The organism is Mycobacterium conspicuum (genome assembly GCF_010730195.1).
Classification (GTDB): Bacteria; Actinomycetota; Actinomycetes; order Mycobacteriales; family Mycobacteriaceae; genus Mycobacterium; species Mycobacterium conspicuum.
Genome location: NZ_AP022613.1, coordinates 2,955,133 through 2,975,487, shown reverse-complemented (window position 1 = coordinate 2,975,487; position 20,355 = coordinate 2,955,133). Strand labels below are relative to the sequence as shown.

The 20,355-nt window shown below is 66.9% G+C and carries 23 protein-coding genes and 2 pseudogenes; 15 read left to right on the top strand and 10 right to left on the bottom strand.

All coding sequences use genetic code 11. From position 1 onward, the window contains the following. The first annotated feature begins 45 nt into the window (after window positions 1-45). Together G6N66_RS13845 and G6N66_RS13840 are read left to right on the top strand one after the other, a co-directional pair. Window positions 46-537, top strand: coding sequence for a hypothetical protein (locus tag G6N66_RS13845; RefSeq protein WP_085234530.1), 492 nt, complete (start codon window positions 46-48; stop codon window positions 535-537). A gap of 16 nt (window positions 538-553) precedes the next feature. Then, complete coding sequence (locus G6N66_RS13840) at window positions 554-1,519, top strand: FAD-dependent oxidoreductase (RefSeq protein ID WP_085234529.1); 966 nt, start codon at window positions 554-556, stop codon at window positions 1,517-1,519. On the opposite strand, the gene G6N66_RS13835 is transcribed toward G6N66_RS13840, so the two are convergent. Continuing rightward, window positions 1,506-1,895 carry an anti-sigma factor antagonist gene (locus G6N66_RS13835; protein WP_085234528.1) on the bottom strand — a complete coding sequence of 130 codons (390 nt, stop codon included), beginning with the start codon at window positions 1,893-1,895 and terminating at the stop codon, window positions 1,506-1,508. The two genes, G6N66_RS13840 and G6N66_RS13835, sit on opposite strands and share 14 nt — an antisense overlap. 100 nt (window positions 1,896-1,995) lie before the next feature. On the opposite strand from G6N66_RS13835, the gene G6N66_RS13830 reads away from it, so the two are divergent. After that, entirely contained in the window at window positions 1,996-2,778 is a 783-nt protein-coding gene (locus G6N66_RS13830; RefSeq protein ID WP_085234527.1) for an enoyl-CoA hydratase/isomerase family protein, read from the top strand. Here G6N66_RS13830 and G6N66_RS13825 read toward each other — a convergent pair whose 3' ends face one another. Together G6N66_RS13825 and G6N66_RS13820 are read right to left on the bottom strand one after the other, a co-directional pair. Beyond that, window positions 2,779-3,180: a phage holin family protein gene (locus tag G6N66_RS13825; RefSeq protein WP_085234526.1), complete on the bottom strand. Its 402-nt coding sequence runs from the start codon at window positions 3,178-3,180 to the stop codon at window positions 2,779-2,781. Window positions 3,181-3,197: 17 nt separating this feature from the next. Next, complete coding sequence (locus tag G6N66_RS13820; protein ID WP_085234525.1) at window positions 3,198-4,265, bottom strand: amidohydrolase family protein; 1,068 nt, start codon at window positions 4,263-4,265, stop codon at window positions 3,198-3,200. A 125-nt stretch (window positions 4,266-4,390) separates the two neighbouring features. Between G6N66_RS13820 and G6N66_RS13815 the strand changes: the two genes are divergently transcribed. Together G6N66_RS13815 and G6N66_RS13810 are read left to right on the top strand one after the other, a co-directional pair. Next, the gene (locus G6N66_RS13815; RefSeq protein ID WP_085234575.1) at window positions 4,391-5,602 is read left to right on the top strand and encodes an MFS transporter; all 1,212 of its coding nucleotides are present in this window, start codon (window positions 4,391-4,393) and stop codon (window positions 5,600-5,602) included. 174 nt (window positions 5,603-5,776) lie between these two features. After that, window positions 5,777-6,586, top strand: coding sequence for a sulfotransferase family protein (locus G6N66_RS13810; protein WP_085234524.1), 810 nt, complete (start codon window positions 5,777-5,779; stop codon window positions 6,584-6,586). Between the two features lie 4 nt (window positions 6,587-6,590). Here the strand turns inward: G6N66_RS13810 and G6N66_RS13805 are convergent, their stop codons facing one another. Next, on the bottom strand, window positions 6,591-7,889 hold the full coding sequence (locus G6N66_RS13805; RefSeq protein ID WP_456320199.1) for a competence/damage-inducible protein A: 1,299 nt from the start codon (window positions 7,887-7,889) through the stop codon (window positions 6,591-6,593). Between the two features lie 62 nt (window positions 7,890-7,951). Here G6N66_RS13805 and G6N66_RS13800 point away from each other — a divergent pair, with 62 nt between their 5' ends. Beyond that, window positions 7,952-8,311, top strand: coding sequence for a hypothetical protein (locus G6N66_RS13800; RefSeq protein WP_163645842.1), 360 nt, complete (start codon window positions 7,952-7,954; stop codon window positions 8,309-8,311). A 57-nt stretch (window positions 8,312-8,368) separates the two neighbouring features. After that, window positions 8,369-8,875: a macro domain-containing protein gene (locus G6N66_RS13795; protein WP_085234521.1), complete on the top strand. Its 507-nt coding sequence runs from the start codon at window positions 8,369-8,371 to the stop codon at window positions 8,873-8,875. On the opposite strand, the gene G6N66_RS13790 is transcribed toward G6N66_RS13795, so the two are convergent. Beyond that, entirely contained in the window at window positions 8,872-9,177 is a 306-nt protein-coding gene (locus G6N66_RS13790) for an MTH1187 family thiamine-binding protein (protein ID WP_085234520.1), read from the bottom strand. The two genes, G6N66_RS13795 and G6N66_RS13790, sit on opposite strands and share 4 nt — an antisense overlap. A gap of 30 nt (window positions 9,178-9,207) precedes the next feature. On the opposite strand from G6N66_RS13790, the gene dtd reads away from it, so the two are divergent. The 3 genes from dtd to G6N66_RS13775 are packed head-to-tail and all read left to right on the top strand — an operon-like array spanning window position 9,208 to window position 11,405. Beyond that, window positions 9,208-9,639 (top strand): D-aminoacyl-tRNA deacylase, encoded by a 432-nt coding sequence (dtd, locus tag G6N66_RS13785; RefSeq protein WP_085234519.1) that lies wholly within the window; start codon window positions 9,208-9,210, stop codon window positions 9,637-9,639. 51 nt (window positions 9,640-9,690) lie between these two features. Then, window positions 9,691-10,617: a class I SAM-dependent methyltransferase gene (locus tag G6N66_RS13780; protein WP_085234518.1), complete on the top strand. Its 927-nt coding sequence runs from the start codon at window positions 9,691-9,693 to the stop codon at window positions 10,615-10,617. Then, window positions 10,614-11,405, top strand: coding sequence for an HAD-IB family hydrolase (locus G6N66_RS13775; RefSeq protein ID WP_085234517.1), 792 nt, complete (start codon window positions 10,614-10,616; stop codon window positions 11,403-11,405). The genes G6N66_RS13780 and G6N66_RS13775 overlap by 4 nt, the downstream gene beginning before the upstream one ends. Here the strand turns inward: G6N66_RS13775 and G6N66_RS13770 are convergent. Together G6N66_RS13770 and G6N66_RS13765 are read right to left on the bottom strand one after the other, a co-directional pair. Then, on the bottom strand, window positions 11,364-12,389 hold the full coding sequence (locus G6N66_RS13770) for an alcohol dehydrogenase catalytic domain-containing protein (protein WP_085234516.1): 1,026 nt from the start codon (window positions 12,387-12,389) through the stop codon (window positions 11,364-11,366). The genes G6N66_RS13775 and G6N66_RS13770 overlap by 42 nt on opposite strands. 10 nt (window positions 12,390-12,399) lie before the next feature. Beyond that, window positions 12,400-14,331 carry a flavin-containing monooxygenase gene (locus tag G6N66_RS13765; RefSeq protein ID WP_085234515.1) on the bottom strand — a complete coding sequence of 644 codons (1,932 nt, stop codon included), beginning with the start codon at window positions 14,329-14,331 and terminating at the stop codon, window positions 12,400-12,402. Window positions 14,332-14,492: 161 nt separating this feature from the next. Between G6N66_RS13765 and G6N66_RS13760 the strand changes: the two genes are divergently transcribed. Both G6N66_RS13760 and G6N66_RS13755 read left to right on the top strand, forming a co-directional pair. Continuing rightward, window positions 14,493-14,948 carry a hypothetical protein gene (locus G6N66_RS13760; protein WP_085234514.1) on the top strand — a complete coding sequence of 152 codons (456 nt, stop codon included), beginning with the start codon at window positions 14,493-14,495 and terminating at the stop codon, window positions 14,946-14,948. Window positions 14,949-15,023: 75 nt separating this feature from the next. Continuing rightward, complete coding sequence (locus tag G6N66_RS13755; RefSeq protein ID WP_085234513.1) at window positions 15,024-16,154, top strand: nitronate monooxygenase; 1,131 nt, start codon at window positions 15,024-15,026, stop codon at window positions 16,152-16,154. A 6-nt stretch (window positions 16,155-16,160) separates the two neighbouring features. Here the strand turns inward: G6N66_RS13755 and G6N66_RS13750 are convergent, their stop codons facing one another. Then, entirely contained in the window at window positions 16,161-16,379 is a 219-nt protein-coding gene (locus G6N66_RS13750) for an Rv1893 family protein (protein WP_085234512.1), read from the bottom strand. 213 nt (window positions 16,380-16,592) lie between these two features. On the opposite strand from G6N66_RS13750, the pseudogene G6N66_RS30435 reads away from it, so the two are divergent. Both G6N66_RS30435 and G6N66_RS30430 read left to right on the top strand, forming a co-directional pair. Then, window positions 16,593-16,853, top strand: a pseudogene (locus G6N66_RS30435) (PE family protein); the annotation flags it as partial. A gap of 6 nt (window positions 16,854-16,859) precedes the next feature. Further along, window positions 16,860-17,991 (top strand): annotated as a pseudogene (locus tag G6N66_RS30430) (PGRS repeat-containing protein). Window positions 17,992-18,149: 158 nt separating this feature from the next. On the opposite strand, the gene G6N66_RS13740 reads toward G6N66_RS30430, so the two are convergent. Further along, entirely contained in the window at window positions 18,150-18,443 is a 294-nt protein-coding gene (locus G6N66_RS13740) for a hypothetical protein (RefSeq protein ID WP_085234510.1), read from the bottom strand. Window positions 18,444-18,452: 9 nt separating this feature from the next. Further along, window positions 18,453-18,860 carry a hypothetical protein gene (locus G6N66_RS13735; RefSeq protein ID WP_085234509.1) on the bottom strand — a complete coding sequence of 136 codons (408 nt, stop codon included), beginning with the start codon at window positions 18,858-18,860 and terminating at the stop codon, window positions 18,453-18,455. Between the two features lie 214 nt (window positions 18,861-19,074). Between G6N66_RS13735 and G6N66_RS13730 the strand changes: the two genes are divergently transcribed. Further along, on the top strand, window positions 19,075-20,337 hold the full coding sequence (locus tag G6N66_RS13730) for a cytochrome P450 (RefSeq protein ID WP_085234574.1): 1,263 nt from the start codon (window positions 19,075-19,077) through the stop codon (window positions 20,335-20,337). The last annotated feature ends 18 nt before the right edge of the window (window positions 20,338-20,355 follow it).

Genomic DNA, 20,355 nt, shown 5'->3' with positions numbered 1-20,355 from the left:
CCCCGCTGCGGTGGCCCGGTACATTGGTCCTCTATGGGGTCCTCTATGGGGTCAGAGGCATTGACGCGTCCGTCGCGGTGGGTCACCGCGGGGGTGATGGTCGCGGGCTGGGTGGCATCGGCCGGTTTGGCCGGCGCCGACCCGGAACCTGCGCCGCCCCCGTCACCAGCGTCTTCACCGGCGGCGCCCGCGCCGGCGGCGAAAACGACTATCGACAAGGACGGCACCTACGCCGTCGGGTCCGACATCGCACCGGGCATTTACAGCTCCGCGGGACCGATCGGCAGCGGCACCTGCTACTGGAAGCGCACCGGCAACCCGGACGGCAACCTTATCGACAACGCCATCAGCAAGAAACCACAGGTCGTGCAGATCGATCCGACCGACAAGGCGTTCAAGACCGACGGCTGCCAGCCCTGGCAGCTGACTCCCGACGCCGTCGTGCCCCCCACTACACCGCCCCCGGGTGTGGCAGGCACCCTCGGCATCCTGAACGGGCTGCTCGGCGGGAATAGCCCGCCACCGCCGCATAACTGACGGGGGCTAGCGGTCCGTGACGAATGAGCGGCACCAAGTCGTCGTCGTCGGTGCCGGCGTCAGCGGATTGACGTCCGCCATCAGCCTGGCTGAAGCCGGGTGGCCGGTGCGGGTGTGGGCCGCCGCGCCGCCCCAGCAGACAACCTCACGCGTGGCGGGTGCGGTGTGGGCGCCCCCACGGCCGTCCGGACGTGCCGTGCAGACACAGGCCTGGACCGAGCACTCGCTGCGAGTGTTCCGCGAGCTGGCCGAGGACCCCACCACCGGGGTACTCATGGCGCCGGCCCTGGCGGCCGGCGACCTGTCCGGGGCCGACGCGATGTCGTCGGCGTCCGCCCTGATCCCCGACCTTCGTCGGGCCGACCCCGCTGAGCTGCCCGACGGTGTCGCGACCGGCTATCGCGCCACCATGCCCATGATCGACATGCCGCACTACCTCGACTACCTGACGCAGCGACTGGCGGCGGCCGGCTGCGAGATCGAGATACACCCGGTGCGCGCGCTGGCCGAGGCCGCCGATGCCGCACCGATCGTGGTCAACTGCACCGGTCTGGCCGCGGGTGCGCTGGTCGGCGACGACGCGGTGCGGCCGCTGTTCGGGCAGCACGTCGTGGTCACCAATCCTGGTCTGCGGCAACTGTTTCTGGAAATCAACAGCGACCCGGAATGGATTTGCTACTTCCCTCATCCGCAACGCGTCGTCTGCGGCGGCGTCAGCATCCCCGACCGATGGGACACCACCGCGGAGCCCGAGATAACTGAGCGGATCCTGCAGGGCTGCCGTCGGATCGAGCCACGCCTGGCCGACGCGGAGGTGATCGAGACGATCACCGGGCTGCGGCCCGACCGCCCGTCGGTGCGCGTGGAGGCCGAGCCGCTGGGGCGGGCGCTGTGCGTGCACAACTACGGTCACAGCAGCAACGGGGTGACCCTGTCGTGGGGCTGCGCGCGCGACGTCGTGCGCCTGGTCAGCGCTCGCTGAGCAGCGCCGTTTCCACCGACGCATACAGCGGCAGCAGGCGCCCCAAGCCGCAGGCGGCGATGGTTCGCGCGACGACCGGCTGACTGCTGACGAGCCGCAGCTCGACGCCGCGCCGCCCGCATCGGACCGCCTCGTTGGCGAGCGCGACATAGGCGCACGATCCCATGAAGTCGATTGCCCGGGCGTCGACGACGAACGGCCCCGGCGCGCTGGCGATCGAGGCGGTTCGGCTCACCATGCGTTGCCACACGGTGTCGTTGCTGGCATCGACGTCGCCGCCGACATGAATCACGACGGCCGAGCCGTTCAATTCGGTGACGGACCGCAGCCCGCTGTTGCAGAAGGCCGGGAACGTTTCGGTTGCGAGAGTCCTCATCGTCGGCAATCCCGTCGTCGTGTCCGGTGAGCCGTGACCCTGCGGCGATGCTAAGCATATGGGCTGGAAGGGCTGACCTCCAGGCATATCGTCGACCGATATGAGCATCGACTACGCGCTGGACGGCCGCATTGCCACCATCACGATCAATCGCCCCGAGGCGCGCAATTCGCTCGACATGGAGCATTTCCGCGATCTGAAACGGGCGTGGATCGCCTTTCGCGACGATCCCGGCGCGTGGGTCGCGGTGATCACCGGCGTCGGTCGGGACTTTTGCACCGGAGCCGATTTGAAGAAATTCATCCCCGAGCTGACCGGTGACCTACCCCAGCCCGACGGGTGGAACAAAGACGACGCCATCCACGCCGTCTTGCATCGATTCCCGCTGTACAAGCCGATCATCGCCGCCGTCAACGGCACCTGCGTCGCCGGCGGGTGTGAGATGTTGGGCTGCACCGACATTCGAGTCGCCGTGCCCGAGGCGCGGTTCGCGATCATGGAGCCCAAACGCGGCTTATTCGCCGGCGGTGGCAGCACGGTGCGGCTGCCCCGCCAACTGCCTTACGCGCTGGCGATGGAGCTGTTGCTGACCGCCGACATGGTGGACGCGCAGCGCGCCCTGGAAATGGGATTGATCAACCGGGTGGTCGCGGCCGACCGGTTGATGGAGGCCGCCTACGACTACGCCGAGCGCATCGCCGCCAACGCGCCGCTGGCGGTGTTCGCGACCAAGCAGTCTGCCGTCGAGGGGCTGGCGCTTGACCTGGATGCGGCCTACGACAACGAAACCCGGCACAGCGACCGGGTTTTCGAGACCCAGGACGCCAAGGAGGGACCGCGCGCCTTCGCCGAGAAGCGAGCGCCGCGATGGCAGGGCCGCTGACTACCTCTTGGCGGCGCGACCGACGTCGCGAACCACCAGCGACAGAGTCCAGCTGACGATCGACAACAGGATGGCGGCCCAGATCGCGTCCCACCAGAAATGGTCGATCACCAAACCCCAGTGAATGGTGTGTGTGGTGATCGAAGCGGTGATCCAGAGCATCAACGCGTTGACGACGATGTGAAACACGCCAAGGGTCAGGATGTACAACGGGATCGAGAAGAATTGCACGATCGGCTTGATGAACGCGTTGACCACACCGAACAGCACCGCGACGAGGAAGATGATGCCGATCCTCTGCGGCGTGGTGTAACCGCCGACGAACCGCAATCCGTGAAATAACAGCGTGACAACCCACAACGCGACACCGGTTAATGCGGCGCGCCACAGAAAAGGGCCCATGTCGGTGATCTTGCCAGTTAATTCAGGCTGTAGAAGCGCTGTGCGTTCAAGCCGCCGATCTTTTCGCGTGCTTCTTCACTGATGTCGGTTCGGGTGCGCAGATGCTTGGTGCTTTCCGGCCACTCGCCGTCCCAGTGCGGGTAGTCGCTGGCGAACATGATGAAGTCGGCGCCGAGCACATCGATCACGCCCGGCAGGATCGGCTCCTCGGGTTCGCATGTCACCCAGATGTTTCCGGCGGCCAGGTAGTCGTGCGGGTCGCGGCGCCAGCCGCGCTCGATCCAGTCGCCGCGCTTCTCGTAATGCTCGTGCAGGCGGTCCATGAAGAACGGGACCCAGCCCGCGCCCGCCTCGAGGAACGCGACCCGCAGTCGCGGATGCCGCTCGAAGACGCCGCCCGAGACGAGCGCCGTCATCGCCGTCATCTGGTCGAACGGAAAGCTGATGCAGTGCACCTGAATGTAATTCGTGAAGCGGTCCACGCCGATCTTCGGCAGGTGAATGCCGGGCGCGCCGTGCACGCCCAGCGGCATTTCGAGCTCGACGGCGGCGGCGTAGAACGGGTCAAGATCGGGGTGGTCAAGGTTGCGGGTCTTAAGCGCCGGCGGGACCAGGGTCGACACCAGCCCGAGCTCCTTGGCCTCGCGCATGATGTCGATGGCCACCTGCCCGTGCTCGATCGGGGTGACAGCGACGCCGCGCAACCGGCCGTTCGTCGGTGCGCAGTAATCCGCGATCCACTGGTTGTAGAGCCGGGCGAATCCCGCAGCGAATTCAGGGTCTTCGAGGCTGGGCACGCACAGCCCGAGGCTGGGATAGAGCACCATCGTGTCGATGTGGTCGCGGTCGGCGTCCCCCACCACACCCTCGGCCGTCCGGCAGTTGACGTCGGGCGCCTTGGTGATGCCATGCTCGGGTGGGCAACCGGCGCCGGGGCCCTCGTCCTCCGGATAGTTGCGGCCCTCGAACATCAACCGCAACCGCTTGTCGGTGCTGGGTTTGACGTAGTCCGGCCAGCGCTTGATCGCCTCGACGGCCAGCGATGAGTTTTCGGCGACGTGCCCATCGGCATCGATGATTTGCATAATTCGGCAACTTACTCTCGCGGGTTGTCTGGTCAAACGGCTTGCAAGTACGACACGATGCTGGCGTGACAACTCCCCAGGCCGGCAAGCTCACCGGCGACCAGCGAAACTCGTTCATCGCGGCGATGTTGGGCTGGACCATGGACGCCTTCGACTACTTCATCGTGGTGTTCGTCTACGCCGATATCGCAAAGACGTTTCACCACAGCAAGGCCGAGGTCGCGTTCATCACCACGGCCACCCTGGTCATGCGCCCGGTGGGGGCGCTGTTGTTCGGCCTGTGGGCCGACCGGGTCGGCCGTCGACTCCCGCTGATGGTCGACGTGATGTTCTACTCCGTCGTCGGATTCTTGTGCGCGTTCGCGCCGAACTTCACCATCTTGGTGATCCTGCGCGTGTTGTACGGCATCGGCATGGGCGGCGAATGGGGGTTGGGCGCCGCGCTGGCCATGGAGAAGGTGCCCGGCGAGCGGCGCGGCTTCTTCTCCGGGCTGCTGCAGGAGGGCTACGCGCTGGGTTACCTGCTGGCCAGCCTGGGATCGCTGGTGGTGATGAACTGGCTGGGATTGTCGTGGCGTTGGTTGTTCGGTCTGTCCATCATCCCGGCCTTGATCAGCCTGATCATTCGCTACCGCGTGCAGGAATCCGAGGTATGGGAAGCCGCCCAGGACCGGATGAAGCTGACCAACACCCGAATCCGGGACGTGCTGCGCGACGGCGCGATCATCCGCCGGTTCTTCTACCTGGTGCTGCTGATGACCGCCTTCAACTGGATGAGTCACGGCACCCAGGACGTCTACCCGACGTTCCTCGGCGCGACCGCCAACCACGGCGCCGGGCTGTCCAGCGTCACCGTCAAATGGATCGCGGTGGTGTACAACCTGGGCGCCATCGTCGGCGGGTTGGTGTTCGGCACGCTGTCGCAGCGGTTCAGCCGGCGCTACACCGTGATCTTCTGCGCGCTACTGGGGCTGCCGATCGTGCCGCTGTTCGCCTACTCGCGCACCGCGGCGATGTTGTGCCTCGGCTCGTTTCTAATGCAGCTCTGCGTCCAGGGGGCCTGGGGTGTGATTCCGGCGCACCTGACCGAAATGTCGCCGGACGCCATTCGTGGCCTCTACCCCGGTGTGACCTACCAGCTTGGCAACCTGCTTGCCGCGTTCAATCTGCCGATTCAGGAGCGCCTGGCCGAGTCGCACGGCTACCCGTTCGCCTTGGCCGCCACGATCGTGCCGGTACTGCTCGCCGTGGCCACGCTGACATTCATCGGTAAGGACGCGACCGGAATTCGTTTCGGCACCGACGAAACCGCTTTCGTGCCAACGGAAGCGACGTGAGCTAATCGCGATGGCGGCGGGGCGCCGAGAGCATCGCGCAGCGGGGTAATGGTCGCCTCACCCAAAGCCGGCCCGTCGCGGGTGCGATCCAGTTACGATGGCCCCGATCGCGGGGGGACTCGATGTCCGGAAGGCGACGCCGCCGGCCCGACACTTGTTTGAAGGAGGCGCGGCATGGCTGCCATTCACTTCATCTCGGGCCTGCCGCGCTCCGGTTCGACTCTGCTGGCGGCGTTGCTGCGGCAGAACCCGCGGTTTGAGGCGGGGATGTCGGGCCCGCTGGCCGGTCTGTTCGGCGCATTACTGGGTGAGATGAGCGCGCGCAACCAGTTCTCGGTGTTCATCGACGACGCCAAGCGCGAGCGCATTCTGCGCGGGCTGTTCGATAGCTTCTATGCCGGCTCTCCCGCCGACATAATTTTCGACACTAACCGCGGCTGGTGCGGGTGGATGCCGGCGATCGCGCGGCTGTTCCCCGACGCGAAAGTTATTGCGTGCGTGAGGGAATTGCCGTGGGTGATCGACAGCATCGAGCGGCTGGTGCAACGCAATGTGTTCAGCCCGTCGTCGATGTTCAACTACAGCGCCGGCGGCACGGTGTACACCCGCGCCAACGCGGTGGTAGCCCCCGACGGCATCGTCGGTGGCCCCTACGACGCGCTCAAGCAGGCGTGCTACGGCGCGCAACGAAGCCGTCTTTTGTTGGTGCAGTACGAAACGCTCAGCAGCGACCCGGCCAAGACGATGGACGCGATCTACGCCTTCCTCGGCGAGCCGCCCTTCGAGCACGATTTCGACCACGTCGACTACGACGTCACCGAATTCGACGAGCGTGCCGGCACTCCGGGGCTGCACGCCGTGCGGCCCAAGGTCAGTGCCGAGCAGCGCGACACCCTGCTCCCGCCGGATCTGTTCAAACGCTTCCGCAACGACGCCTTTTGGCGCGATCCGCAGCGGGTTCCGGCCGGCTTGCAAGTCGTGTGAGGACCTAGCCTGTCTTCGAGCCCGATTCGACGTCGCTGAGCGCGCGCAGCAGCAGGTGCATCGCCACCGTCGTGGAACGCTCGCGGATGTCGGACCGGTTTCCCGGGAGCTGCAGTGTCCTCGTCGTCGTGGCGCCGTCGGTGAGCCTGACCGTGAAACAGACTGTGCCGACTGGCTTTTCGGGCGTCCCCCCGCTCGGTCCGGCGATTCCGGTGATCGCGACGGCGGTGTCGGCGCCGAACTGCTTGAGGGCGCCCGATGCCATCGCCTCGGCCACCGGCTCGGACACCGCGCCGTGGGTTTCGATCAACGCGGGGTCGACGCCGAGCAGCTCGACCTTCGCGTCGTTGGAGTAGCTCACCACGCCGCCCATCACGTACTCCGACGATCCGGGCCGGTCGGTGAGCCGGGCCGCCAGCAGCCCCGCGGTACACGATTCCGCGGTCGCGATGCGGCGGCCGGCGAGCAGCCGCGCGACCAGGTCGTCGACATGCGAGCCGTCCTCGGAATACAGCTGGTGTCCGTGCTTTTCGCGCAGCAGCTCGGTGAGGCGGGCGTAGCTATCGGCGGCGTCCGGCTCGTAGCGGGTGACCATCTCGATCTCTCCGCGCCGCAGGCAGGTGGTGATCTCCAACTTGCCGAAGTCGGATACCGATTTTTCGGCGTCACGCAGGGTTTCGGCCAGCCCCGATTCGGGCAGCCCGAACATCCGGATGGTCTCTTGCCGGTACACCGTCCGGCCGGCGATCGCCTGCTGTGCCGCAGCGGTCTGAATTGCGTTGTGCCACATGGGCTGTAGCTCGCGCGGCGGACCCGGGAGCACGATCACCGCCGGCCTGCCGGGGACGACGACGCCCGGCGCGGTGCCCACCGGATCGAGCACCTCGGCGCCGGCGGGAACCATGGCTTGCTTGCGGTTGGCCGCCCTGATCGAGTCGAAGCTGCCCGGCTGCAGGGCGGCGTTGCGCGCCCCCATCAGGCGTTTGAGGATGTTGGCGATCTTGTTCTCGACCTCGGCATCCAGCACCAGCTCGCGGCCGGTGAAACGCGCCACCACCTCGACGGTCATGTCGTCGGCCGTGGGCCCCAGGCCGCCGCTGGTGACGATCAGGTCCACCCCCTGGTCGGCCATGAAGCGCAGCTGCGCCTCGATGTCGGCCGGGCGGTCACCGCAGATGGTGATGTGGGCCAGCTCGACGCCGAGCTCCAGCAGCCGGTCGGCGATCCAGGGGCCGTTTTTGTCCTGGACGCGGCCGGTGAGGACTTCGGTTCCGGTGACAACGATGCCCGCGCGTGCGCTCACCGGCATGAGCCTACGCATGCAAGCTGCGCGAGCGGTAAGCCTCAGTCGCCGGGGCTGCCCGGTTGGCCGGGTTGGCCCGGCTGCCCCGGTTGGCCGGGCTGACCGCCGGGTCCGGGTGCCCCGCCGGCACCGCCCTCACCGCCGGCACCGGGCTGACCGCCCGCGCCGCCGTCGCCGCCGCGACCGCCGTCGCCGCCCCTGCCCCCGTCGCCGCCGCGACCGCCGTCGCCGCCTCTACCTCCGGCGCCGCCGGCACCTCCCCTGCCGCCGGCCCCGCCGGCTCCTCCGGCTCCGCCCCGGCCGCCCTGACCTGGCTGCCCAGGCTGACCTGGCTGACCGGGCTGGCCGGGCTGACCCTCGCCGGTCACGAGGTTCCCACCGATGCGGGAGTTGCGTATCGAGCCATGAGTCTGCCTCCTTAGCGGCCGAATTTCCTCGGCTCACGCCAAGCTACCCCAGTGGCGAGGGACACTGGGCCGATGATCGAGTTAGAGGTAGCCCAAACCGACGTGACCAAGCTCGAGCTGGACGCGATCGCTAACGCGGCCAACACCCAACTGCGGCACGGCGGCGGCGTCGCCGCGGCGATCGCCCGCGCCGGCGGTCCCGCGGTGCAGCGGGAATCCACCGCCAAGGCGCCGATCGGGCTCGGTGAAGCCGTCGAGACGACGGCCGGCGACATGCCGGCGCGCTACGTGATTCACGCCGCGACGATGGAGCTGGGCGGCCCGACCTTGAAAATTTGCGGAGCTGAAATCATCGCCCAAGCCACCGAATCCACCCTGCGCAAGGCCGATGAGCTGGGGTGCCGTTCGCTGGCGCTGGTGGCATTCGGCACCGGCGTCGGCGGCTTCCCGCTCGACGAGGCCGCACGTTTGATGGTCGACGCGGTGCGCCGGCACCGGCCGGGCTCGCTGGAGCGGGTGGTGTTCGCGGTCCACGGCGACGCGGCCGATCAGGCCTTTCGAGCCGCGGTGGGGGCCTAGTGCCGGGCTAGGTGCCGTTCGACGGAAGCGACTTTCTGCGTCATCGCGTCGGTCGCCCCGGCCCGCCAGTCCACCTTGATCACCGTGCTGACCCGCGGCGCGCGAGCGGCCACGGCCTCGACCGCGCGTTGTACCACCGCCATCACCTGTTCCCAGCTATCGCCTTCGATCACGGTGAACATCGAATCCGTCTTGTTGGGCAGCCCGGAATCGCGCACCACGCGAACCGCTTCGGCGACGATCTCGCCGACACCCTCGCCCACGCCGAGCGGGGTGACCGAAAACGCGACCAGCACAGACATTCGACGAGCCTACCTGGCAGCATCGAGCCCATGCGCGTTCTGGTGCAACGGGTCTCGTCAGCAGCGGTGTCGGTCGACGGCCAGGTGGTCGGTGCCATCCGGCCGGATCGCCAGGGACTGCTGGCGTTTGTCGGTGTCACACACACCGATAACCCCGATAAGGCGCGCCGCCTGGCTGAAAAGCTCTGGAACCTACGTATTCTCGCCGACGAAAAGTCCGCGGCTGACGTCCGCGCGCCGATCCTGGTCGTCAGTCAGTTCACGCTGTACGCCGACACCGCCAAAGGTCGTCGGCCGTCCTGGAATGCGGCCGCTCCCGGCGCGGTCGCCGAGCCGCTGGTGGCCGCGTTCGTGGAGGCGCTGCGGGGATTGGGTGCCCGGGTGGAGACCGGCGTGTTCGGGGCGCACATGGATGTCGAATTGGTAAACGACGGCCCAGTAACCGTGATTTTGGAGCTCTGAGGGCGCAGTCGCGGGTACTTTGGTGCGCACGGCTGCGTTTCGGGAGGGCTAGTGGCGTTCACGTCATCCGCATCACCTGAATTTGGGTCGCTTCGTTCCGACGACGACCACTGGGACATCGTCAGCGGCGTGGGCTACACCGCGCTGCTGGTGGCGGGTTGGCGCGCCGTGCACGCGGTGAGCCCGCAACCGCTGGTCCGTGACGACTACGCGAAACTTTTCATAACAGCCTCCCAGGACCCGTATCTGGCCGGCGTGTTGGCCGACCCGGGCACCTCCGTGGACGAGACCGCGTTCCCCCGCCTCTATGGCGTGCAGACCCGATTCTTCGACGATTTCTTCAACGCCGCCAGTGCGGCAGGCCTACGTCAGGCCGTGATTGTCGCCGCTGGGTTGGACTCTCGGGCCTACCGGCTCGAATGGCCGGACGACACAACCGTTTTCGAGATTGACCTACCGAAAGTCCTGGAATTCAAGGCGCGGGTGCTCGACGGGCATGGCGCCACGCCCAAGGCCCGCCGCCGCGAGGTGGCGGCCGATCTGCGCACCGATTGGCCAACACCGCTGCAGGCGGCCGGATTCGACCCGCGGGAACCCAGCGCCTGGTCGGTGGAGGGGATCCTGCCCTACCTGACCGACGACGCACAAACGACACTGTTTGCCCGGATCGGCGAGCTGTGCGCATCCGGCAGCCGAGTTGCGGTGGGCGCGCTGGGAACACGCTTGGACCACGGCCGGCTTGCGGCGCTGGAAGCCGAACACCCCGGCGTCAACATGTCGGGCAGCGTGGACTTCTCCGCGCTGACGTATGAGCCCAAGTTCGACACCGCGGGCTGGCTGGCCGCACACGGCTGGGCCGTCGACCCGGTCCGCAACACCTTGGAGTTGCAGTCGGGCTATGGCATGACGCCGCCGGAGGTGGATGTCAAGATCGACGGCTTCATGCACTCGGAGTACATCACGGCGGTCAGGTTATGAAGTTCTCGCCCGCGCAAGCCCTCGCCGAAATCGGCGCCAGTCCACCCGGTCCGGGCGTCGGTGCGTTCTTCGACCTGGACGGCACGCTGGTCGATGGATTCACCGCCGCCGTCCATGTCGGGGACCGAATCCGCCGCCGACAGGCCGGTTTCGGCGAGCTTCTGGGCGTCTTCGACGCCGCGCTCCGCTACAAATTCGGCCGGCTCGAGTTCGAGCGGATGATCGTCCGGGCCGCCGGATACCTGCGTGGTGAGGCGCTCGCCGAGCTCGACGAGTTGGGTCAACGGCTCTTCGTGGAACGTGTTGCACCACGGCTCTATTCACACATGCATCACATCGTTCGGGCGCATCAGGAACGTGGGCACACCGTGGTGATGAGCTCGTCGGCGCTGTCCATCCAGGCGCTGCCGGTCGCCCGCTTCCTCGGTATCGCCAACGTGCAGTGCAACCATTTCGAGCTCGACGAGCACGGGCGGCTGACCGGAGGGATCGTCAGACCGGTTGTCTGGGGCACCACCAAGGCCGCGGCGGTCCAACAGTTCTGCAACGACAACGGGATTGCGTTGCAGCACAGCTACTTCTACGCCGACGGTGACGAGGACGCCGCGTCGATGTCGCTGGTCGGGTGTCCGCGACCGGTGAACCCGCGATCCGGGCTGGCCGCCGCGGCCGCCGCGCACGGCTGGCCGGTGATGTGCCTTGCCTCGCGGGCTCGCCGGAGGCCGGTGCGCGCGCTGCGGCACCGGCTAGGGCGTCAGAAGGACCTTGACGCTGTCGCCGGAGCGTGAGCCCGCGACGTCGTAACCTTTGGCCGCGTCGTCCAACGGCAGTGTGGTGGTGAAGATGCCGTCGACGTCGAGCCGGCCGGACTGAAGCAGCGGAATCAGTTCCGGCCAGGTGCGCTGCACCGGCGCGGTGGTCATGCGCAGCGTGATGCTGCGAATCAAACAGCCCAGGGCGTTGAGCGGAAACGGGTTCATGTCGTGCACGCCGACGACCGAGACCGTGCCGCCGGGTCGTACCGCGTTGAACGCGTCGGTCAGGGATGCGTCGGTGGCGACGGCGTCGATCACCGCGTCGGCGCCGCGCCCGCCCGTCGCGGCGAGGATGGCCTCCACCGCCGGCGCCTTGACCGGCGTCGCTCCCCAGCGGGCGGCGCGGTCCAGGCGGCCGTCGACTCGATCGACGGCGAAGACCGTTGCCGCGCCCTGAAACAGCGCGCTGCGCAGCGCGCACAGCCCGACGGCTCCCAGGCCTATCACCGCCACGGTGCCGCCGAACGGGATGTCGGCGCGCTGCGCCGCCGCCCAGCCGGTGGGCAGGTTGTCGGTGAGCAGCAGTGCCTGTTCGGAGGTGATGCCCTCGGGCATCTTGAGCAGCTGAAAGTCGGCGGCCGGCACGGCGAGCAGATCAGCCTGCGCCCCGGCCAGCACGCCGCCGCCGAAAATCTGAAAACCGTTGTAGCACATGACCGGATCGCGGGTGGCACAGCCGGCGCACGCGCCGCAGCCGGTCACCGACGACACCATGACTTGGTCACCGACTTTGACGTTGCGCACCTCCGGCCCGGTCTCCACGACGGTGCCGATTGCTTCGTGGCCGACCGTCAGCGGCTCGGTGAGCGGAAAGTCGGCCTCGTAGAAGTGCAGGTCGGATCCGCAGATGCCGGCCGCCGTGACTTCGACGATCGCCCCGTCGGGGCCGGAAAGTGTTGGATCGGGCCGGTTTTCGATGCTGATGCTGCGCGGTCCGTCAACAACTACTGAGCGCATGGCGGCGTGCTCACTTTCTGTCTCGGATTACCAACTGTGACCAGTCGGGCTCGCGTACCGCGGCCCAGTATTCGTTGAGCCGCCATGGACTGACGGTGTGGATCTCCCCGTCGGCGTTCTTGAAGTAGGAGTGCTTGACCGCGGGATGCGCCCACACCATTTTCTTGATTTGGGTCTGTGTCCGCTGGTGCCAGTCGACGGCGGCTTCGGCCGTCGGTTCCATCGAGTGCACTGTGGGGTCGGACAGTCGTGCCAAACACTGGTCGACGTAACGCATCTGCAGTTCGGACTGAAAGATGAGGCTGCCGCCGTGCGCGAGATGCGTTCCTGGCCCGTAGATGATGAAGAAGTTCGGGAAATGCGGCACGGTGATGCCGAGGTAGGCGTACGGTCGGCTCCCCCACATTTCGTGCAGGTCAATTCCGTTGCGGCCGGTCACTTTCAGTGGCCACAGCACATCGGTGTGCCGGAAGCCGGTGGCATAGACGATGACGTCCGCGTCGTGTGTCACCCCGTCATTGGTGACTACGCTGCGGGCGGTGATCTGACGAATCGGAGTGCGGACCAGTTCCACGTTGTCGCGTTGCAGTGTCTGCAGCCAGCTGCCGTTGTCCTGCAACGTCCGCTTGCCGCACGCGGGATAGTCGGGCATGACCTTGGCCAGCAGCTCGTTCCCTTCGCCGATCTGGCTGGTGATCCACTGCGAGAACATCATGTGGGCGCCGGCGTTGATGTCGCTGACCGCGTGGTCCTGGTCGGCGTAGTTCGGATCGCTCTCGGCGGCGTCGAGACCCTTGTCGGACCCGGGCCACAGCACCAGGAACCGGTACCAGCGACCGTAGAACGGCAGGTGCGCCATTGCCCAGCGCACACCGTCGCCGACCTCGTCGTGATACATCGGGTTGGGGAACATCCACTGGGCGGTGCGCTGGAATACGGTGAGGTGCTCGACGCTGTCCGCGATCGCCGGGGCGATCTGAAAGCCGCTGGCGCCGGCCCCGATCAGCGCGACCCGCTTGCCGGTCAGGTCCACCGAGTGATCCCAGGCCGCCGAATGAAACGACGGACCCTCGAACGTGTCGGCGCCGGGGATCTCGGGAATGTGTGGCCGATTGAGCTGACCGACCGCGGTGATGACGGCCCGCGCGGTTACCGTGCTGGTCTGGCCGTCGGCCGAGCGCAGCGACACCGTCCAGATACCGTCGTCGTCGTTCCACTCGGTCCCGAGCACCTCGGTGTTCCACCGGATGTGCTCGGCCAAGTCGTGCTTGTCGATCACCTTGGTGAAGTAGTCGCGCAGTTCGTACTGCTCGGCGAAGAAATGCGTCCAGTCGTTGTTCGGTTCAAAGCTGTAGCAATAGAAATGGTTCGCGACGTCCACCCGGGCCCCGGGATAGCTGTTCTCCCACCATGTTCCGCCCGGCCCCGGATTCTTCTCCACGATGGTGAAGCCGATGTTGGCCTGTTTCAACCGGATTCCCGCCAGGATGCCCGATTCGCCGCATCCGATCACCAGTACCGGGAGGTCATCCGTGCGTTCGGTGGGCAGGGCAGCCGGCCGGCGAGGGTCGACGCCCTCGAGGTCCAGCTCCTCGCAAATCAACGGAACGTAGTCGTCGGGCACGTGCTCGCAGGCCGCCCAGTCCATCATTTCCCGGATGAGTTCGGCGTTGAGCGGTTCGGGTTCGGGGCAACCGCGGTCCCGGTAGTCGGTGATCACCGCCAGGGCTTCGGCGCGCGCCCGGGCCTTCTCCTCCTCCGACATGAACCCTTGCACCTCGTTCAGGAAGACGCCCATCTGCTTGAAGTCGCGGATGAATCGGGGGTCGCCGGTGATGTGGACGAGCGACAGCAGCAGTGTGGGAATGCTGACATCCTCCAGCGCGGCCGCGATCTCGTCTGTTGGCGTGGTGAAGGGCTGACCGGCGTAACGGCTGCGCATCGAATTACGCTACTCCTAGTTTCGTAATTGGCAGCACTACGCTACCGCGTAGCCGCGCGGCCGATCAAGGTTATTGCTTGCAGAATCGCGGGTGATCCCGTCCTCGAGCGCGCTCAAGCTTCGGCCTCTGCTGGCCGCGCTACCGGAAGGAGGTGAGCGCTATGGCCCCAGTGCTGACGGCGTGCAGTTCATTCCTGCTCGCCGTGTTGTGGATGGACCTCATTTTCGACGTTCAGGTGCTCCGGCACCGCATCGACGTCCCCGAACCCGTCCTCGATTCCATTGCCGCCTACTACCGTAGGGCGACCACCACCTCGCGGCCGATGAGCCGGCTGATCGTTCTCGTCATGCTGATCTTGTTGGGCGCGTTGGGGTTTCAGGCCGTCCGCGGACACGAGCCCGGCTGGTTGTTGACCACCTCGGCGATTCTGGCCGCGGTACCGATACTGCTGGCGCTCACGCGCACGGTGCCCTCCGCGGTTCGCCTGGGGCGGCGCACCGACGATGCACGCGAACAATCCCGTCTCGCGCGCGCCATCTGCCGAGATCACGTCGTCTGCGCTAGCAGCATGCTCGCGTTCCTGGTGCTGTGGGCCGCGCACAGCCTGGCGATCTGACCTGTCTGGCCATCCCCAGTCCGCGCGTACTAAACTAGAACACGTTTCAGTTTCTGCGAGCGCCCAGGAGCAGGCATGCACACCGCCATCTGCGACGAACTCGGCATCGAGTTTCCGATCTTCGCCTTCACCCACTGCCGCGATGTCGTCGTCGCGGTCAGCAAGGCCGGTGGTTTCGGCGTGCTCGGGGCCGTCGGGTTCACACCCGAACAACTCGAGATCGAGCTCAACTGGATCGACGAGAACATCGGCGACCACTCCTATGGCGTCGACATCGTCATCCCGAACAAATACGAGGGCATGGACTCCCACCTGTCGGCCGAGGAGCTCGCCGAGACGCTGCGCAAGATGGTGCCGCAGGAACATCTGGATTTCGGCAAGAAGATCCTCGCCGATCACGGCGTGCCGGTCGAGGACAGCGACGGCGACACCCTGCAGTTGCTGGGGTGGACCGAGGCGACCGCCACACCCCAGGTCGAGGTCGCGCTCAAGCACCCGAAGGTGAAGATGATCGCCAATGCGCTCGGCACCCCGCCGGCCGAGATGATCAAGCACATCCACGCGGCCGGGCTGAAGGTGGCCGCGCTGTGCGGCTCCGCCTCGCAGGCGCGCAAACACGCCGACGCCGGGGTCGACATCATCATCGCCCAGGGCGGCGAGGCCGGCGGACACTGCGGCGAGGTCGGCTCCATTGTGCTGTGGCCGCAGGTGGTCAAGGAGGTCGCTCCGCTCCCCGTCCTCGGCGCGGGCGGCATTGGCAGCGGCCAGCAGATCGCCGCGGCCCTGGCGCTCGGCTGCCAGGGCGCCTGGACCGGATCGCAGTGGTTGATGGTCGAGGAGTCCTCGAACACGCCGGTGCAGCAGGCGGCCTACATCAAGGCCGGCAGCCGCGACACCGTCCGCAGCCGCTCGTTCACCGGCAAGCCGGCCCGGATGCTGCGCAACGACTGGACCGAGGCCTGGGAGCAGCCGGACAACCCCAAGCCGCTGGGCATGCCGCTGCAGTACATGGTGTCCGGCATGGCGGTGCGCGCCACCAACAGGTACCCGAACGAATCCGTCGACGTCGCGTTCAACCCGGTCGGTCAGGTCGTCGGGCAGTTCACCAAGGTCGAGAAGAGCGCGACCGTCATCGAACGCTGGGTGCAGGAGTACCTGGAGGCGACGACGCGGTTGGACGAACTCAACGAGGCCGCCGCCGTTTAAGGTCGGCTACTCCTCGGCCTCTTCCTTGCCGGTGAACACCTCTTTGGTCCGTTCCACCGCGTAAGTGCCGATGTCGATCGAGTGCTGGACGATGCCGCTGGCGCCGCCCGCGACGTCGCCGCGGATGATGTCGCTGGCGTGCTCGACGATGTCTGAGGCTTTCTCGACGGCATTGGTCGCGATGTCCCTCGCCGCGTCGACGGCATCTTTAGGGTTGAAGGCCATCGGGGTCTCCTATTCGTTGGCTTGATTCGACTCTAGACGTCGGCGGTTGACGTGACCGCGCCCACAGCGGCGGAATTTCGGCATTCGATGTGTCTTGTGAATTCCACCTATCAATACGGGGCGCTGGTGCCTAGCATGAGATGTCCACCGATGTCAAATACGTCGAGGTTGGTCGCCGTGCCGTCGCTGTGGTGGGAATGACGATCGAGGTAGATGCCTGGTTGTTCGCAGGCCAGTGATTGGAGGCTAGGGATGTCCCTCGTGATTGTGGCGCCGGAGGCGGTGTCGGCAGCGACATCGGATTTGGCGCGGATCGGTTCGACCATCAGCGCGGCCAACGCGGGCGCGGCATTGCCCACGACGCAGTTGCTGGCCGCCGGTGCTGATGAGGTGTCGGAGGCGATTGCCGGACTGCTTTCTAACCACGCCCAGACATTTCAGGCGTTGAGCGCTCAGGCAAGGCTGTTTCACAGTGCGTTCGTGCAGGCGCTGGGCGCAGGTGGTCATTTGTATTCGGCCGCGGAGGCGGTTAACGCGTCGGTGGCGGCGTTTACGGATGTCGGTGGTGCGCCGTTTTCGCCGTTCCTGTTGCTGACCGGGCGTGCGCTGTTTGGCAACGGCGCCAACGGAGCGGCCCTCGGCGCCGATGGTGGCGATGGCGGGTTGATTTGGGGCAACGGCGGCAACGGTGCCACCGGGCACACCGGCCAGGCTGGCGGTAACGGCGGGGACGCCGGGCTGATCGGCAACGGCGGCAACGGCGGCAAGGGCGGCTTGACCGCCGACGGCGGTCGCGGCGGGGCGGGCGGGGTCCTGGTCGGCAACGGCGGTAACGGCGGGGCGGCCGACGAGACCGTGCTGGGTGACGGCCATGTGGGCGGCAATGGCGGTTCGGCCGGGTTGTTCGGTAACGGCGGAAGGGGCGGCGCGGGCGGAGAAGGGGCCGACAGTGGCGGGCATGGCGGCAACGGCGGCAACGCCGGCACGTTCGGCGGTGCAGGCGGTGCGGGCGGCGGCGGCGGCGACGGCGACAGCGACGTCGGCGGCGCCGGGGGCAACGGTGGTGCTGGCAGGCTTTGGGGGTCCGGCGGTGCCGGCGGAAGCGGCGGAGACGGTTCCAACGGCGGCGGCCTCGGCGGCGTCGGCGGCAACGGTGGGATCCTCGGCGGCAATGGCGGTCACGGCGGGGCCGGGGGGCCCAGGCATGAACGCCGGTGACGGTGGCGACGGCGGCAATGCCGGGTTCCTGTTCGGCACTGGCGGTGCGGGCGGTATGGGCAATCTAGGACAAACCGGTGGTGTCGGCGGTGACGGTGGCACAGCCGGGTTGATCGGCAACGGCGGCGCCGGTGGTGACGGTGGTGGCGGTACTTTCGCGGGCGGCGTCGGAGGCGATGGAGGCGACGCCCGACTGTTCGGCAGCGGCGGCGCCGGTGGCGGCGGTGGTAACAGTCCGGACAATGGGGGCGACGGAGGCGATGGAGGCGACGCCGGGTTGATCGGCAACGGCGGCGACGGTGGTGACGCGGGAACGGGCACGCCTCCAGGTAAGCCAGGAGCCGGCGGCGCTGGCGGACTGCTGTTCGGCCAAGAAGGGGCGCAGGGCCACTAGACGCCCTTTGCCGCCACGCCACCTGGGACATACCAACTGGCCAGGTTCAGGGGAGCTACGGCCGGTGCCAGTTGCTCCACACGCCTTTGGAACACATCACGCGGCCTGGTGAGGCAAGCAGGGCGGGGATATCTTCGCCGTGTCTGGTGAAGGCCAGGTCAACGGGAGTGAATGAGAGAGAGCCAGTACTCCTCGGGTATCTCCTTGCCGGAGCGCAGTATTCGCGCCAACCCGACGGCCATCGCGATTCCGAGCAGGCCGAGCACCAAACCGGCCAGCGCGATGAGTGCCCACAGCACGGCAGTGACCGTCGGCCACGGCGACAGCACCGCGAGCACCGGTGCGAAAAAGAAGCCCGTGCCGATGTACCACGCCGAGCCGGCGCGATCAGAGGCCAGGACGAGCCGCAGCCAGCGTGGAACTGGTGATTGCACTGGCCCGTCGGCGCTCATGTCATCGAGTTAACCGGACGGCGGGAAGAACCCTGCCCCGGTGAACCAGCCCGGCTGCCAGCCCTGGGCGCCCAGGCACAGCATCGGCAGCCCGTCGGGGGTCTGTGCCGCGCTTTGCGGGCCCGGGCAGGGCGCGCCAGTCTGCTGCACTCCGTACAGGGGGTAGGAGATCACCCAGTAGCCGACGGTCGCTGCCGGGAACTGATTGGGTGGTGGGAAGTGGCACGCTTCGGCTTGGCCGCTGGGCCCGCGCCCGAAGATGAAGCGCTCGTAGTTGTCGCACGGCGCGCCCAGCGACGCTTGCGGGTTCATGCCCGGTACGTCGCCCTCGTAGGCGGCCGCGACCGGCGCCAGGCCGACCGCGCCGCCCGTGATCGCCCCCGTAATCGTTGTGCTGGCGAGTAGTTCGCGAATCATGTCCCACCCTCGCTGTCGTGCCGTGCGGCCCATACCGGCCGGTGACCTGGAACAAAGCTTAATCGTTGCGGGGCGCGCCACAAGACCGTCGAACCTGAACACGTTCCAATTCGGCTTCGCCGATCTTGCTCTAACGCTTCCCAACTGGGGCGTACCAATGGTTTATTTGGCACTGAAAGACAACTAGACGGATTCGTATCGAGGAGTGGCCCGCATGCCAACCCCCAATCTGCCTCCCGGCTTCGACTTCACCGACCCAGACATCCATGCCGAACGCTTGCCGGTCGAAGAACTTGCCGAGCTGCGCCGCACCGCGCCGATCTGGTGGAACGAGCAACCCGACGGCGTCGGCGGCTTCGACGACGGCGGCTTCTGGGTGGTGTCCAAACACAAGGACGTCAAGGAAATCTCCCGGCGCAGCGACGTCTTCTCGAGTCTGGAGAACACCGCGTTGCCGCGCTACCGCGAGGGCACGGTGCGTGAACAGCGCGACACCGGCAAGTTCGTGCTGCTCAACATGGACGCGCCGCAGCACACCCACCTGCGCAAGATCATCTCCCGAGGCTTCACGCCCCGGGCCGTCGAGCGCCTCCGCGACGATCTGCACGAGCGGGCCCAACGCATCGTGGCCGACGCGGCGGCGCAAGGCTCCGGCGACTTCGTCGAGCAGGTGTCGTGCGAGCTTCCGTTGCAGGCCATCGCCGGCCTGCTGGGAGTGCCCCAGGAAGACCGGATGAAGCTGTTCCACTGGTCCAACCAGATGGTCGGTGACCAGGACCCCGAATTCGCCCGCAATGACGCCATGGGCGCCTCGGTGGAACTGATCACCTACGCCATGCAGCTGGCCGCCGACCGGGCTCAGAATCCCGGCGACGACATCGTCACCAAGTTGATCGAGGCCGACGTCGACGGCCACAAGCTCTCCGACGACGAGTTCGGCTTCTTCGTCATCCTGCTCTCGGTGGCGGGCAACGAGACGACCCGCAACTCCATCACCCAGGGCATGATGGCGTTCACCGAATTCCCCGACCAGTGGGAGTTGTACAAGCGCGAGCGCCCCGCCACCACGGCCGACGAGATCGTCCGGTGGGCCACCCCGGTCACGTCGTTCCAGCGCACCGCGCTGGTGGACTACGAGCTGTCCGGCGTTCAGATCAAGAAGGGTCAGCGGGTGGTAATGGTCTACCGCTCAGCGAATTTCGACGAGGAAGTGTTCGACGACCCGTTCACGTTCAACATTTTGCGTGACCCCAACCCGCATGTCGGCTTCGGCGGCACCGGCGCGCACTACTGCATCGGGGCCAACCTGGCGCGGATGACGATAGACTTGATGTTCAACGCGATCGCCGACACCATGCCGAACCTGGAACCACTGGCCAAACCCGAACGGCTGCGCTCCGGCTGGCTCAACGGGATCAAGCACTGGCAGGTCGACTATCAAGGCAGTGGGGCTGCGAAATGCCCCGTCGCGCAATAAAATACGACGGGGAAATAA

What these genes read in the sequence shown, in the direction of transcription:
- G6N66_RS13845 (WP_085234530.1), top strand. Translation starts at nt 46, where the DNA reads ATGGGGTCAGAGGCATTGACGCGTCCGTCGCGGTGGGTCACCGCGGGG.
- G6N66_RS13835 (WP_085234528.1), bottom strand. Translation starts at nt 1,895, where the DNA reads ATGAGGACTCTCGCAACCGAAACGTTCCCGGCCTTCTGCAACAGCGGG.
- G6N66_RS13830 (WP_085234527.1), top strand. Translation starts at nt 1,996, where the DNA reads ATGAGCATCGACTACGCGCTGGACGGCCGCATTGCCACCATCACGATC.
- G6N66_RS13825 (WP_085234526.1), bottom strand. Translation starts at nt 3,180, where the DNA reads ATGGGCCCTTTTCTGTGGCGCGCCGCATTAACCGGTGTCGCGTTGTGG.
- G6N66_RS13820 (WP_085234525.1), bottom strand. Translation starts at nt 4,265, where the DNA reads ATGCAAATCATCGATGCCGATGGGCACGTCGCCGAAAACTCATCGCTG.
- G6N66_RS13815 (WP_085234575.1), top strand. Translation starts at nt 4,391, where the DNA reads ATGTTGGGCTGGACCATGGACGCCTTCGACTACTTCATCGTGGTGTTC.
- G6N66_RS13810 (WP_085234524.1), top strand. Translation starts at nt 5,777, where the DNA reads ATGGCTGCCATTCACTTCATCTCGGGCCTGCCGCGCTCCGGTTCGACT.
- G6N66_RS13795 (WP_085234521.1), top strand. Translation starts at nt 8,369, where the DNA reads ATGATCGAGTTAGAGGTAGCCCAAACCGACGTGACCAAGCTCGAGCTG.
- G6N66_RS13790 (WP_085234520.1), bottom strand. Translation starts at nt 9,177, where the DNA reads ATGTCTGTGCTGGTCGCGTTTTCGGTCACCCCGCTCGGCGTGGGCGAG.
- dtd (WP_085234519.1), top strand. Translation starts at nt 9,208, where the DNA reads ATGCGCGTTCTGGTGCAACGGGTCTCGTCAGCAGCGGTGTCGGTCGAC.
- G6N66_RS13775 (WP_085234517.1), top strand. Translation starts at nt 10,614, where the DNA reads ATGAAGTTCTCGCCCGCGCAAGCCCTCGCCGAAATCGGCGCCAGTCCA.
- G6N66_RS13770 (WP_085234516.1), bottom strand. Translation starts at nt 12,389, where the DNA reads ATGCGCTCAGTAGTTGTTGACGGACCGCGCAGCATCAGCATCGAAAAC.
- G6N66_RS13765 (WP_085234515.1), bottom strand. Translation starts at nt 14,331, where the DNA reads ATGCGCAGCCGTTACGCCGGTCAGCCCTTCACCACGCCAACAGACGAG.
- G6N66_RS13760 (WP_085234514.1), top strand. Translation starts at nt 14,493, where the DNA reads ATGGCCCCAGTGCTGACGGCGTGCAGTTCATTCCTGCTCGCCGTGTTG.
- G6N66_RS13755 (WP_085234513.1), top strand. Translation starts at nt 15,024, where the DNA reads ATGCACACCGCCATCTGCGACGAACTCGGCATCGAGTTTCCGATCTTC.
- G6N66_RS13750 (WP_085234512.1), bottom strand. Translation starts at nt 16,379, where the DNA reads ATGGCCTTCAACCCTAAAGATGCCGTCGACGCGGCGAGGGACATCGCG.
- G6N66_RS13740 (WP_085234510.1), bottom strand. Translation starts at nt 18,443, where the DNA reads ATGAGCGCCGACGGGCCAGTGCAATCACCAGTTCCACGCTGGCTGCGG.
- G6N66_RS13735 (WP_085234509.1), bottom strand. Translation starts at nt 18,860, where the DNA reads ATGATTCGCGAACTACTCGCCAGCACAACGATTACGGGGGCGATCACG.
- G6N66_RS13730 (WP_085234574.1), top strand. Translation starts at nt 19,075, where the DNA reads ATGCCAACCCCCAATCTGCCTCCCGGCTTCGACTTCACCGACCCAGAC.